Origin of the sequence: Streptomyces sp. 1-11 (assembly GCF_007176755.1) — a bacterium.
GTDB lineage: Bacteria > Actinomycetota > Actinomycetes > Streptomycetales > Streptomycetaceae > Streptomyces.
The window spans coordinates 328188-341125 of sequence record NZ_BJTV01000004.1; the positions used below are offsets into that span (position 1 = coordinate 328188).

A 12938-nucleotide genomic window follows, 5' to 3' on the forward strand; every position below is an offset into this window, starting at 1 on the left:
CCGACAGATCCACGGCTCGTCCCCCTTTTTGACGACAGCACACCCGTCCCCTGTCATGGTTACCCAATCGAACGGGTTGCGAAAGATGGCCGCACGCCGGGACCACGACATACGGCCACGCCCGGAAGGTGCCCGGGCCGGCCCGACGCCCGCATTCCGTACGGTGGTTCGCCGGCCGGGCGGGCCGGGGACGGCTCGCGTCCTCGCCGTGGCGTCCGCTCCCGGGAGGGTGCGGCGGTCAGCGTTCGGCGGCGCCCGCTTCGCGCGGCGCGGGCAGGGCGGCGGCGGCCTGGTCCTGGAACTGCTGGAGCCCGGCGCTGAACTCGGCCGTCCAGTCGGCGGTCTCGGACTCCAGGTGGGCGCGCATCCTGCCGGCCAGGTCGCCGATCAGCCGCATCCGGCGCTCGATCAGGGCCTGCTCCGGCACCCCGGTCACGTCCCGCAGCAGCTCGGCCGACCAGGCCAGCCGGAACTCGTTCAGCTCGCCGCGCAGCGCCTGCGCCGCCGTGATGTCCCGCATCCAGGCCGTGGACAGGCCGAAGAAGTGGTCGAAGCCCTTGCAGCCCGCGGCGGCGGCCAGGAAGACGTAGCCCCAGCTCTGGATGTCCGCCCCGGTGGCCGCGCCGGCCAGCGGGATCACCGTGCCGGCCGTGGCGAGGACGATCATCAGCGCGCGGACGGCCCGGGAGCCGAGCCGTTTGAGGCGCTTGTCCTCCAGGTACCACTCGATGGCGTCCCCGGCCTCCTGCTCGGCCCAGGCTCGCAGCGCCTCGACGGACTCCAGCCGCTCGCGCGGCGTGCCCGTGGTGAGCGCCGGGAAGACCCCGCCCCGCAGATCCCTCTTGCCCGCCCGTCCGCCGGCCGGCCGGACAGCCGCTGTGCTCCGCGTCAACTCACCCTCCCCAGGCGGGTATCGCGAGCAGGGTAGCGGAAACGGCCGCACCCGGCCGGTTCCGCGTCACCGCGGGCGGCCGGGGCGGTGCCCGCCCGGCACGTGCCCGGCCCGGCGGCCGGGGGCGCGCCGGGCCGTGGCGTCAGCCCTCGGCGGGCGCCAGCCGCAGCGAGACGCTGTTGATGCAGTACCGCTGGTCGGTCGGGGTCGGGTAGCCCTCGCCCTCGAAGACATGGCCGAGGTGGGAACCGCAGCGGGCGCAGCGCACCTCGGTGCGGACCATGCCGTGCGAGCGGTCCTCGATCAGCTCGACGGCGTCGGTGTCCTTGGGGTCGTAGAAGGACGGCCAGCCGCAGTGCGAGGCGAACTTGGTGTCCGAGGTGAACAGTTCGGCGCCGCAGGCACGGCAGGAGTAGACGCCCTCGGTCTTGGTGTCCGTGTACTCACCGGTGAAGGCCGGCTCGGTGGCGGACTGGCGCAGCACGGCGTACTCGGCCGGGGTCAGCTCCGCCCGCCACTGCTCGTCCGGCTTCTCGACGCTGTACGACATGAGTCTCAGCCCCTTCACTGCTGCGACAGGCGGTCCAGGATCTTCGGGCCCAGGTCTGTCACGTCGCCCGCGCCCATGGTGAGAACGAGATCACCGGGCTTCGCCATTCCCGCGATCACCGCCGGGATCTCCGCCTTGTCGTGGACGGCGGTGACGTCGGCGCCGGCCGCGCGCGCGGCCTCGATGATCAGCTCGCTGGTCACCCCGGGGATCGGGTCCTCACGGGCCGGGTAGATGTCCAGCACGACCGAGGCGTCGGCGAGCGCCAGCGACTGGCCCATCTCCTTGCCCAGCTCCTGGGTGCGGGAGAACAGGTGCGGCTGGAAGACGACCAGGATGCGCGCGTCGCCGGCGGCGGCGCGCATGGCCTCCAGGTCGGCGGTCATCTCGGTGGGGTGGTGCGCGTAGGAGTCGATCACCTGCACCCCGGCCGCCTCGCCCTTGAGCTGCAGGCGCCGCTTGACTCCGGTGTACGCGGCGAGCGCGGACGCGAGGCCGTCGGCGGGCACGCCGAGCGCGGCGCCCGCGGTGAGCGCGGCGACGGCGTTGAGGGCGTAGTGCCGTCCCGGGACGGAGACGGTGAAGGTCAGCTCCTGTCCGTCGAGCACCGCGGTCACCCGGCTGCGCAGCCCCTGCGGGACGACGGAGAGCACCCGCACGTCCGCGTCCTCGGCCTCGCCGTAGGTCACGCACTTCACCTTGCCGGACAGCCGCCGGGTGAGTTCGCGGGCGCCCTCGTGGTCGGCGGAGATCACCAGCGTGCCGCCGGGCACGATGCGGCCGGCGAAGGTCTCGAAGGACTCGTAGATCTCGTCCATCGAGGCGTAGTTGGCGTGGTGGTCCAGCTCGACGTTGAGGACGATGGCGACCTCGGGCGCGTACTTGTGGAAGCTGCGGTCCGACTCGTCGGCCTCGGCGACGAAGATGTCGCCCTCGCCGTGCAGCGCGTTGGAGCCGGGGGCGTCCAGGTCGCCGCCGATGGCGTACGACGGCCGCAGGCCCAGTTCGCCGAGGGAGACGGCCAGCATGGACGTGGTGGTGGTCTTGCCGTGGGTGCCGGCCACGGCGATCGGCCGCAGCCCCTCCATCAGCGCGGCGAGCGCGTCGGAGCGGTGCACCACCGGGATGCCCAGCTCGGCGGCGCGCGCCAGCTCGGGGTTGTCCTCGCGGATCGCGGACGACACCACGACGCAGCTCGCGTCGTCGGCGAGGTGTCCGGCGGCGTGCCCGATGTGGACAGTCGCGCCGAGCGCCCGCAGCGCCTCGGCGGTCGCCGAGTCCTTGGCGTCGCTGCCGGCCACCTCGGCGCCGCGCTGGGCGAGGATCTTGGCGATCCCCGACATCCCGGCGCCGCCGATGCCGATGAAGTGCGGTCGGTCCATGGCGGCAGGAAGTCCGGGTGCCATGCGCGTTTCTCCCAAGATCCGGTACGGGCTGAGCGTGCCTAGCCTATGCGCTCGCGCCCGGCCCCCCGCGCAGGCGGGCGCCGGACCCCGGCCCCCGCCGGGTCAGTCCTCGCCGTGCGCGAAGAGCTTCAGCACGGGCACGCCCACCTTGTGCCGGGCCCGGGAGGCCCAGTCCCGGTGGAAGAACTCCTCCACGTAGTGCGGAGCGGTCAGCACGATCACCTCGTCCGCGCCCACCTCGCCGACGAGGGACTTGAGCGCGTCCAGCGGATGGTCCTCGACGAGCCGGCCCTGCGCCTGGCTGCCGGCGGCGCGCAGCGCGCGCAGGGAGACGGCCAGCGCCTTCTCCGCGGGCTCCTTCGCCGCCTCGCCCTCCGGCGTCCTGCCCTCGCGCACGGCGTCGTCCAGTTCGCCGAGCGCGATGTCGTCGATGGCCCGCAGCAGGCGGTCCTGGTCACCGCGCGGCTGGAGCAGCACGTGGAACGAGACCGGCTCGTCCCCGTGCAGGGTGGTGACGAACTCCACGTCGACGGACGACAAGGCCTTCTCGATCATCAGCACGCTAGTGAACACCCGGCGCCTCTCTCCTCCCGTGGGCCCTGTGGGGCCCTGCGGAAACCATCCTGCCCCGTGATCGCACGGGTAGACCGCACGGAGGGGCTGTCCGGTGGATCACACCGGCAGCTCCAGTCTGCCCTCGGCGCGACGGAACAGAACGGAGCATTCCGCCGTTCCGGGACCTCGCCGCAGCCGTCCCGGGACCGGCCGGCCCGTCTCGGAACCGGCCATACCCGTCCCAGGACCGGCCGTCCCCGTCTCAGGACCGTCTCAGGGCCGGCCGTGCCCACCCAGGGACCGGCCGTCTCCGTCTCAGGGCCGGCCGTACCGGCTGAACAGGAATCCGTCCTCCTCCAGCAGGGACAGCAGCGAGAAGCGGCGCGGGACGGCGACGGACGGCCCCCCGGCGATGCGCTGCGCGTCCCCGGCGGTGAGCATCGGCGAGACGGTCAGGCACAGCTCGTCCAGGACGTCCGCGGCCACGAACTGGCCGAGCAGCCTCGGGCCGCCCTCGGTGAGCAGCCGGGTGTGCCCGAGACCGGCGAGGGCGCTGACCGCGCGGGCGGGGTCGACGCCCATGCCCTCACCGGCGACGACCACCTGGGCGCCGGCCTTCTCGGCGGCGGCGACCCGGTCCGGGGCCGCGGCGGCGCCGGTCAGGATCAGGGTCGGCACCAGCGGCGAGGCGAACAGCGGCAGGGAGAAGTCCAGCTCCAGACCGGCGGTGACGACGGCGACCGCCGGGGCCGGGCTCTGGCCCGCGGCCTGCCGGGCCGCCGCGAACTCGGCACGCGCGCGTGCGGGCCGGTACCCCTCCTGCCGTACCGTTTCCGCGCCGACCACGACCACGTCCGCGAGCGCCCGCAGGGTGCCGAAGACACGCATGTCGGCCGCGCTGGAGATGGGCTGGGAGTGCCCCTCGTGCTGGGCGGCGCCGTCGAGGGTGGAGACCATGTTGGCGCGCAGCCACGGCCGCGGGGCGCCGGCGGGGGGCCGCGGGTAGGCGTAGGCGGCGGCCAGCTCGGCGAGGCTCCACTCCCGGGCCTGGGCTGCTGTTTCGTCGGTCACAGGGAACAGGCGTCGCATGCCGTGCAGTGTGACACGGCGTTTAGCATGGGTAACCGTGTCGTCCTCCACCGCAGCCCATGGCTCCAGCCCCCTGACCGACGCGGGCCCGCTCTCCCTCGCCGCCCGCGAGCCGCACGTCCCCGCGGACCGGCTGGTCGCCGAGATGGTGCCGCCGCCGCGCTTCGACTCGGTGCGCTTCGCCACCTACATCCCGGACCCGAACCAGCCCAGCCAGACCGAGGCGGTACGGGTGCTGGAGGGCTTCGCGGCCGGGCTCGGCGGCGCACACGCCACGGGCGCCGGCAGGCGGGGCTTCTTCGGTCTCGGCCGGGCGAAGGCGCCCAAGACCCCGGCCGGCCCGCGCGGGGTCTACCTGGACGGCGGCTACGGCGTCGGCAAGACCCACCTGCTCGCCTCCCTGTGGCACGCCACCCCTGCCGAGCCCGCTCTCAAGGCGTTCGGCACCTTCGTGGAGCTGACCAACCTGGTCGGCGCCCTCGGCTTCCAGCAGACGGTGCAGACGCTCAGCAACCACCGCCTGCTGTGCATCGACGAGTTCGAGCTGGACGACCCGGGCGACACGGTGCTGGTCTCCACCCTGCTCGGCAGGCTGGTCGAGGCGGGCGTGGCGCTCGCCGCCACCTCCAACACGCTGCCCGGCAAGCTCGGCGAGGGCCGGTTCGCGGCCGCCGACTTCCTGCGCGAGATCCAGGGCCTGTCCGCCCACTTCCGCGCGCTGCGGATCGACGGCGAGGACTACCGCCACCGGGGCCTGCCCGAGGCTCCGGCGCCGTTCACCGACGAGCAGGTGACGAAGGCCGCCTACGCCACCCCGGGCGCCTCGCTGGACGACTTCCCGCACCTGCTGGAGCACCTGGCGAAGGTGCACCCGAGCCGGTACGGCGCGCTGACGGACGGGCTGGAAGCGGTGTGCCTCACCGACGTGCGCCCGGTGCCGGACCAGTCGACGGCGCTGCGGCTGGTGGTGCTGGCGGACCGGCTGTACGACCGCGAGGTCCCGGTGCTGGCCTCGGGGCTGCCGTTCGACCGGCTGTTCAGCGAGGAGATGCTGAACGGCGGCTACCGCAAGAAGTACTTCCGGGCGATATCCCGGCTCACCGCGCTGGCCCGGGACGCCAAGGGCCTCGTCGACCGGTAGCCCGCCGCCCCGGGGCGGGGCCGAACGTCCGCTCGAACGCCGGTGGGTCAGGGGCCGGTTCACGCCATCAGACCCGCACTTTTCACGCTCTCTCACGCACTTGACCGCTTGTTAACCCTGCAAAGGGCTCCGCGGGGCTAACGTACTTCTTGACCATTCGTTGACCAACACTTGGTGTGCGCAAGAGGTGTGGATTCCGGGGAGGGGGCGCATGTTCCGAGGCAGGACGGCCAGGCCCGCGCTCCCCCTGCTCGCCGCCGTCCTGCTCGCCCTGCAGCTCCTCGCCGCCGCCGGAATCTTCGCAGCCGCGCACACCCATGGTGAGGCAGAGGCCAAGGCCTGGGCCGGAATCTCTTCCTCCGCGCAGCCGCCCGCCGAGCAGGCGGACCCGTGCCGTGAGCCGGGCGCCGCGAAGGGTTCCACCGGCGCCCCGCGCACCCGGGACCGGCACCGCGCGCCCGCCGCCGGATGTGCGCGGGAGCACCCGCTCATGTCCCGGCGCACGGCCGCCCCGCGGCCGCCGGCCCCGGCCGGCGACCCGCACCTGAGCACCACGAGATCATCGAGAGCCCACTCCCCGGCAGCGCTCCAGGTCTTCCGCCGCTGAGAGCCGGCTCGTCCCCCCACGACCGTCGTGCAAACCCGACGCGCCGGTGCGGCGCGCCAGGAGGAGACCACACACATGCAGCCCCTCATCGACAACGCCCGTACGTTCGGACAGCGCCCTGAGGAGTTCACCGGGCTCGCCGCGGGCCAGTCCCCGGACGTCCTGTTCATCACCTGCTCCGACTCCCGGGTCGTCCCGGCCCTGATCACGGGCGCCCGCCCCGGCGAGCTCTTCGAGCTGCGCACCGCGGGCAACATCGTCCCGCCCTACGCCCCGCAGCGGCCCACCGGCGAGGCCGCCACCATCGAGTACGCCGTGGAGGTGCTCGGCGTCCGCGACGTCGTCGTCTGCGGCCACTCGCACTGCGGCGCCGTCGGCGCGCTGGTGCGCGGCGACGATCTGACCGCCGTGCCCGCCGTGCGCGACTGGCTGGCGCACGCCGCCGCCCGCCCGGCCGGCGCGGCCGAGGACCCGGAGGTCGCCGAGGGCGTCCAGAGCCACGTCCTGACCCAGTTGCTGCGGCTGCGCTCGTACCCGTGCGTCGAGCGGCGGCTGGCGGCGGGCCGGATCGCCCTGCACGCCTGGTACTACGAGGTGCACACCGGCGCCGTTCGGACGCACCGCCCTGAGACCGACACCTTCGAAGCCCTGTGAGCGCGCCGATGACGAACGCCCGGCTCATGTCCCGCTTCCCCCATCTGCGGCGGGACTTCGCCGCCTCCCTGGTCGTCTTCCTGGTCGCGCTGCCGCTGTGCGTGGGCGTGGCCGTCGCCTCCGGGGCGCCGGCCGAGCTCGGGCTCGTCACCGGCATCGTGGGCGGCCTCGTCACCGGGCTGATGCGCGGCAGCAGCCTGCAGGTGTCGGGGCCGGCCGCCGGGCTGACCGTGCTCGTCTTCGAGGCGGTCAAGGAGTTCGGGCTGCCGGTGCTCGGCGTGATCGTGCTCGCCACCGGTCTGCTCCAGGTGCTCATGGGCACGCTCGGGCTCGGCCGGTACTTCCGGGCCATCTCGGTCTCCGTGGTCGAGGGCATGCTGGCCGGGATCGGACTGGTGCTGATAGCCGGCCAGCTCTACCCGGCCCTGGCCGCCAAGGCCCCCGACTCGGGCCTGGGCAAGGTGGCGGGGCTCCCCCGGGCCTTCGTGCGGGCCCTCGGCGACGGGCCGGCGCTCGCCTCGCTCGCCCTGTGCGCGGGCACCGTCGCGGTCCTGGTGCTGTGGCGGCTCGCGCCGGCCGGGATGCGCACGGTGCCCGGTCCGCTCGCCGCGGTGGGCCTGGCCACGGCGGCCGCGGCCGGGTTGAGCCTGCCGGTGGCGACCGTCGAGGTGCAGGGGCTGCTGGGCTCCCTCCAGCCGCCGCCGCTGAGCGCCTTCGCCGGTCTGGCGAGTCCCGCGCTGCTCGGCACGATCGTCGCGTTCGCGCTGATCGCGTCCGCCGAGTCGCTGTTCAGCGCGGCGGCCGTGGACCGGCTGCACGACGGGCCGCGCACCGCGTACGACAAGGAGCTGATCGCGCAGGGCGCGGGCAACACGGTGTGCGGGCTGCTCGGCGCGCTGCCCATGACCGCGGTGATCGTGCGCAGCGCGGCCAACGTCCAGGCGGGCGCCCGCACCAGAGCCTCCCGGGTGATGCACGGGGTGTGGCTGCTGCTGTTCGCCGCCCTGCTGCCGGACGTGCTCGCCCTCATCCCGGTCCCGGCCCTGGCCGGCGTCCTGATCCACGCCGGCGCCAAGCTGGTGCCGGTCAGGGCCCTGGCCGCGCTGTGGCGCGAGCACCGGGGGGAGGCGCTGATCCTGGGCGTCACCGCGGTGTCGATCGTGGCGGTCAGCATGTTCGAGGGCGTCCTCGTCGGACTCGCGCTGGCGGTGGTGAAGACCGCCTGGGAGGCCTCGCACCTCAGGCTGGAGGTCGTCGACAAGGGCGCGGGCCCGGTCGAGGCGTACCTGTCGGGCAACGCGACCTTCCTGCGGCTGCCGAAGATCCTCGACAGCCTGGAGTCGCTGCCCCAGGACCGCCCGGTCCGGCTGGACCTGTCCGGCCTCACCCACCTGGACCACGCCTGCCGCAAGGCCCTGGAGAACTGGGCCGAACGGCACAGTTCGGCGGGCACCGAACCGGTCCGGGTCACGGCCCCGGCCGCGCGGGCCGCGCCGGGTGAGCGTGCCGGGGCGCCGGCGGCCTGAGGGCCGCGGCCACCGGCCCCGGGCCGTGGCGCCGACGCCCCTCGGCGCCCCGGCCCGCACCCGGTCCCTCCGGGCCGTGGCTTCTGCCCGAACACGGGCATATGGTTGCAGCAGCGGACAAACGGCAGACCTCTGGGTGAGGAGGTCATCATGTTCCAGGAGCTGGTGGGGGCGATCGTGGCCGCAGCGTGCGTCGGCCTCGTCGTCTTCGCGATGGCCGCGCGCGTGGTCAAGCAGTACGAGCGGGGCGTGCTCTTCCGGCTCGGGCGGGTGCTGGGCGACGTACGCGATCCGGGCCTGACGCTGGTGATCCCGTTCGTGGACCGGCTGCACAAGGTCAACATGCAGATCGTGACGATGCCGGTGCCCGGCCAGGAGGGCATCACCCGGGACAACGTCACCGTGCGGGTGGACGCCGTCGTGTACTTCCGCGTGGTCGACCCGGTGAGCGCGCTGGTGAAGGTCGAGGACTACAAGTTCGCGGTGTCCCAGATGGCGCAGACCTCGCTGCGTTCGATCATCGGCAAGAGCGACCTGGACGACCTGCTCTCCAACCGGGAGAAGCTCAACCAGGGCCTGGAGCTGATGATCGACAGCCCGGCCGTCGGCTGGGGCGTCCAGGTCGACCGGGTGGAGATCAAGGACGTGTCCCTGCCGGACACGATGAAGCGGTCGATGGCCCGCCAGGCCGAGGCCGACCGGGAGCGCCGGGCCCGGATCATCAACGCGGACGCCGAACTGCAGGCGTCGAAGAAGCTGGCCGAGGCCGCGCAGCAGATGTCCGACACCCCGACCGCGCTCCAGCTCCGGCTGCTGCAGACGGTGATGGCGGTGGCGGCCGAGAAGAACTCGACCCTGGTGCTGCCCATCCCGGTGGAACTGCTGCACTTCCTGGAGAGGGGCCAGCAGCTCGGGCAGCAGTTGCCCACCCCCAACGGCGACGCCGGACAGCGCCAGGTCCCCCGACTGCCGGAGGAGACGTGAGGCGTGCCGGGCGGGGTACCCGGCGCCCATGCGCGAGATCGGACAGGTCACCGAGTCGTACTGGCTGCGGACCGCCCCCGGGCCGTCGTACCCCGCCCTGACGGAGGACACCGAGGTCGACGTGGCCGTGGTCGGCGCGGGCATGGCCGGGCTGAGCACCGCCCACGAACTGGCCCGGGCCGGACTGCGGGTGGCGGTGCTGGAGGCCGGCCGGGTGGCGGCCGGGGTCACCGGTCACACCACCGCGAAGCTGACCGCGCAGCACACGCTGGTCTACGACCGGCTGCGGCGCACCCGCGGACCCGAGGGGGCGCGGCTGTACGCCCGCTCCCAGTCGGAGGCGATCGAGCACGCCGCCGCGCTGGTCACCGGGCTCGGCATCGACTGCGAGTGGGAGGCCCGGGACGCGTACACCTTCGTCCGGGACGAGGAGCGGGTGGCGGAGGTGCGGGCCGAGGCGGAGGCCGCCCGCGAGGCGGGGCTTGACGCCTCGTTCACCACCGGGACCGGGCTGCCGTTCCCGGTGGCGGGCGCGGTGCGGGTGGCGGGGCAGGCGCAGTTCCATCCGCTGAAGTACCTGCGGGCCCTCACGGCCGACCTGCTCGGGCGCGGCGGGCGGGTCTACGAGAACACCCGGGTCGTCGGCCTGGCCGAGGGCGGCGAGCCGTGCCGGCTGACCACCGCGGCGGGCCACACGGTGACCGCGCGGGACGTGGTGATCGCCACGCACTATCCGGTCTTCGACCGCGCGCTGCTCTTCTCCCGGCTCTCCCCCCGCCGGGAACTGGTCGTCGCCGGGCCGCTGGGCGACGGGCCCGACCCCGGGGGCATGTACATCACGCCCGAGGAGAACACCCGCTCGGTGCGCACCGCGCCGCACGGGGCGGACGGGCGGCGGCTGCTCGTCGTCACCGGCGAGCACTTCACCCCCGGCACCGGCGACCCGGAGGCGGGCTTCGGCCGGCTCGCCGCGTGGGCCGAGAAGCACTTCCCGGGGGTGGCACTGGAGTACGCCTGGGCCACCCAGGACATCGACTCCACCGACACCGTGCCGATGGTCGGCCCCTTCCACCCGGGCGCCCGCCACACCTACGTCGCCACCGGCTTCGGCGGCTGGGGGCTGAGCGGCGGCATCATGGCCGGGCTGCTGCTGACGGCGCTGATCACCGGCGAGGACCGCCCCTGGAGCGAGCTGTACGACCCGCGCCGGGTGAAGTCGGTGCTGCGCGAGGCGCCGGCGCTGCTGAAGACGCAGGCCGAGGTGGCCCGGCACTTCGTCGGCGACCGGCTGCGCGCGCCGGGCTCCCCGGAGGACCTGGCGCCCGGTGAGGGCGCGGTGATCCGGTCCGGCGGCAGGCACCTGGCCGTGCACCGCGACGCCGAGGGCACCCTGCGCGCGCTCTCCGCCCGCTGCACCCACCTCGGCTGCCTGGTCGCGTTCAACGGGGCCGAGCAGGCCTGGGAGTGCCCCTGCCACGGCTCCCGCTTCGACGTCGACGGCCAGGTGATCGAGGGTCCGGCGGTGCGGCCGCTGGAGCACCGGGACCTGTGAGGGGGCTCCCGCCGCGCGGGTGACGGCGCCGCCGCGCCGCGGCCGATTCACCCATCGATGGACCGTTAAGTCCTATTTTCATACGGTGATCGCTTCCGTACGCCGCCTCACCGCCCTCTGCGCCCTCGGCGCGGCCCTCGCCGCCTGCGGTACCGCGGGCAGCCCCGGACCGGCCCGCCCTGCGCACTCCGGCCCCGCCCCCGCCCCCTCCGTCTCCCCGTCCGCCCCGCGGCCCCCGGTCCTCGCCCCGGGCCCGGGCGGCCTGACCCCGGTGTTCGAGCACGGCCCGCGCGATCTCGGCAAGACCGTCGCGCTGACCTTCGACGCCGACATGACCGCCGACCAGGGCCCCCGCGCCGCCGCCGGCGAGCACTTCGACAACCCGGACCTGATCGGCACCCTGCGCCTGCTGAAGGTCCCGGCGACCGTCTTCATGACCGGACGGTGGGCCGAGCAGTACCCGGCCCAGGCCCGTTCCCTCGGCCACGACCCGCAGTTCGAGGTCGCCAACCACTCCTACAGCCACTACGCCTTCACCAGTGACTGCTACGGCCTGCCGACCGTCGCCGCGGCCGGGATGCGCAAGGACGTCGAGCGGGCGTACGCCGCCCTGCGGAAGGCCGGCGTGTCGAATCCGCTGCCGTACTTCCGCTTCCCGGGCGGCTGCTACGACCGTCAGGCGCTGCGCGCGCTCAGCGGGACGGGGGTCACCGCGGTGCAGTGGGACGTGGTGAGCGGGGACGCGTTCGCCACGGACGCGGACGCGGTCGCCAAGCAGGTCCTGGACGGCGTCAAGCCGGGCTCGGTGGTCGTCATGCACTGCACCCGCAGCGCCGCCCCCACGACCGAGCGCGTGGTCCGCGCGGTCGTCCCGGAGCTGCGCAGACAGGGCTATCGGTTCGTCAAGGTCTCCGAGCTGATCGGGCAGACCAAGGGTCACCGGTGACCGTCCTACCCTGAAGGCATGACCGAGAAGGACGACGAGACCTACTGCATGATCGTCGACGCCGCCCGGCCGCCCGAGGCCGGCGGACCGCCGTACGCCGAGTGCGTACTGTGCCGGGAGCCCACGGAGTACCCGGAGTCGTACAGGGGCATCACCCTGTGCCCGCCGTGCGAGTGGCAGGAGGCCCAGCGCACCGCCTGCTCGGGCTGAGCCGGGCCCTGGGCGGCGCGCCAGGACCCGGACGCACGCCCGGGGGCCCGGGCCGGGCCGGAGCGGGCGCCTCGTAAGCTGGGCCCTTGTGAGTCGAGCCGCAGCCGCCCCAGGTGACAGCCCCTTCCAGGCCGAGCGCAACCCGCGCGACGAGGCGCCGCAGTTCGTGCTGCCGCTCGTCGTGCGGATCGAGAAGAGCGCGCCGCCCGCCCGTACCGACGCGCTGGAGACCGCCGCCCGCGCGGTGCTGCTCATGCTCAGCGACGACCGGGCCCTCGGGGACGGCGAGTGGGCCGAGGCGGTACGGAACTGGGAGGACGCCCGGATCCGCAAGGTCGTGCGGCGGGCCCGCGGCGCGGAGTGGCGGCGCGCCGAGGCGCTGCCCGGCATCACGGTGACCGGCAAGTCCGCGGAGGTGCGGGTCTTCCCGCCGGTCCCGCTGGACGGCTGGCCCAAGGACCTGGCGAAGCTCCAGGTGTCGGGAACGGAGCTGGACGACCCGGAGCCGCCGGCCGGCGCCGACCGCGCCCGGCCCGTGCTGTGGCTCAACCCGGAACTGCAGATGTCGGCCGGCAAGACGATGGCGCAGGCCGGGCACGGCGCCCAGCTCGCCTGGTGGGCCCTGTCCCCCGGCGACCGCGACACCTGGCGCGAGGAGGGCTTCCCGCTCTCCGTGCGCACCGCCGCCCCCGCCGACTGGCCCCGGCTGACGGACGGCGCGCTGCCGCTGGTCCGCGACGCGGGCTTCACAGAGATCGCCCCCGGCTCCTGCACGGTCGTCGCCGACCATCCCGCGCTGCGCCGGTAACCGCCGGGAAGCTCAAAT

At 74.2% G+C, this 12938-nt stretch carries 13 protein-coding genes; 8 read left to right on the top strand and 5 right to left on the bottom strand.

Annotation, left to right across the window (positions count from 1 at the left end):
* Positions 1–238 precede the first annotated feature (238 nt).
* The 5 genes from TNCT1_RS11110 to TNCT1_RS11130 all read right to left on the bottom strand — a co-directional run bounded on the left by TNCT1_RS11110 (position 239) and on the right by TNCT1_RS11130 (position 4492).
* Positions 239–892 carry an SLATT domain-containing protein gene (locus tag TNCT1_RS11110; protein ID WP_160160391.1) on the bottom strand — a complete coding sequence of 218 codons (654 nt, stop codon included), beginning with the start codon at positions 890–892 and terminating at the stop codon, positions 239–241.
* 142 nt (positions 893–1034) lie between these two features.
* A complete protein-coding gene (msrB, locus tag TNCT1_RS11115) occupies positions 1035–1442 on the bottom strand; it encodes a peptide-methionine (R)-S-oxide reductase MsrB (protein WP_143630702.1) in 408 nt (135 codons plus the stop codon).
* Positions 1443–1456: 14 nt separating this feature from the next.
* On the bottom strand, positions 1457–2848 hold the full coding sequence (murC, locus tag TNCT1_RS11120) for a UDP-N-acetylmuramate--L-alanine ligase (RefSeq protein WP_143630703.1): 1392 nt from the start codon (positions 2846–2848) through the stop codon (positions 1457–1459).
* A 102-nt stretch (positions 2849–2950) separates the two neighbouring features.
* The gene (locus TNCT1_RS11125) at positions 2951–3421 is read right to left on the bottom strand and encodes an indole-3-glycerol phosphate synthase (protein WP_174266234.1); all 471 of its coding nucleotides are present in this window, start codon (positions 3419–3421) and stop codon (positions 2951–2953) included.
* A gap of 297 nt (positions 3422–3718) precedes the next feature.
* Positions 3719–4492: a pyrimidine reductase family protein gene (locus tag TNCT1_RS11130; RefSeq protein ID WP_143630704.1), complete on the bottom strand. Its 774-nt coding sequence runs from the start codon at positions 4490–4492 to the stop codon at positions 3719–3721.
* Between the two features lie 37 nt (positions 4493–4529).
* Here TNCT1_RS11130 and zapE point away from each other — a divergent pair, with 37 nt between their 5' ends.
* The 8 genes from zapE to TNCT1_RS11175 all read left to right on the top strand — a co-directional run bounded on the left by zapE (position 4530) and on the right by TNCT1_RS11175 (position 12920).
* On the top strand, positions 4530–5633 hold the full coding sequence (zapE, locus tag TNCT1_RS11135; protein ID WP_143630705.1) for a cell division protein ZapE: 1104 nt from the start codon (positions 4530–4532) through the stop codon (positions 5631–5633).
* Positions 5634–6315: 682 nt separating this feature from the next.
* A complete protein-coding gene (locus TNCT1_RS11145) occupies positions 6316–6894 on the top strand; it encodes a carbonic anhydrase (protein WP_143630707.1) in 579 nt (192 codons plus the stop codon).
* 8 nt (positions 6895–6902) lie between these two features.
* Positions 6903–8420: a SulP family inorganic anion transporter gene (locus TNCT1_RS11150; RefSeq protein ID WP_143630708.1), complete on the top strand. Its 1518-nt coding sequence runs from the start codon at positions 6903–6905 to the stop codon at positions 8418–8420.
* 150 nt (positions 8421–8570) lie between these two features.
* Positions 8571–9404: a slipin family protein gene (locus tag TNCT1_RS11155; RefSeq protein ID WP_143630709.1), complete on the top strand. Its 834-nt coding sequence runs from the start codon at positions 8571–8573 to the stop codon at positions 9402–9404.
* Positions 9405–9432: 28 nt separating this feature from the next.
* A complete protein-coding gene (locus TNCT1_RS11160) occupies positions 9433–10956 on the top strand; it encodes an FAD-dependent oxidoreductase (protein WP_143630710.1) in 1524 nt (507 codons plus the stop codon).
* An 85-nt stretch (positions 10957–11041) separates the two neighbouring features.
* A complete protein-coding gene (locus TNCT1_RS11165) occupies positions 11042–11902 on the top strand; it encodes a polysaccharide deacetylase family protein (protein WP_143630711.1) in 861 nt (286 codons plus the stop codon).
* Between the two features lie 18 nt (positions 11903–11920).
* Positions 11921–12112: a hypothetical protein gene (locus TNCT1_RS11170; protein WP_143630712.1), complete on the top strand. Its 192-nt coding sequence runs from the start codon at positions 11921–11923 to the stop codon at positions 12110–12112.
* Positions 12113–12200: 88 nt separating this feature from the next.
* On the top strand, positions 12201–12920 hold the full coding sequence (locus TNCT1_RS11175) for a peptidyl-tRNA hydrolase (RefSeq protein WP_143630713.1): 720 nt from the start codon (positions 12201–12203) through the stop codon (positions 12918–12920).
* Positions 12921–12938: the final 18 nt, after the last annotated feature.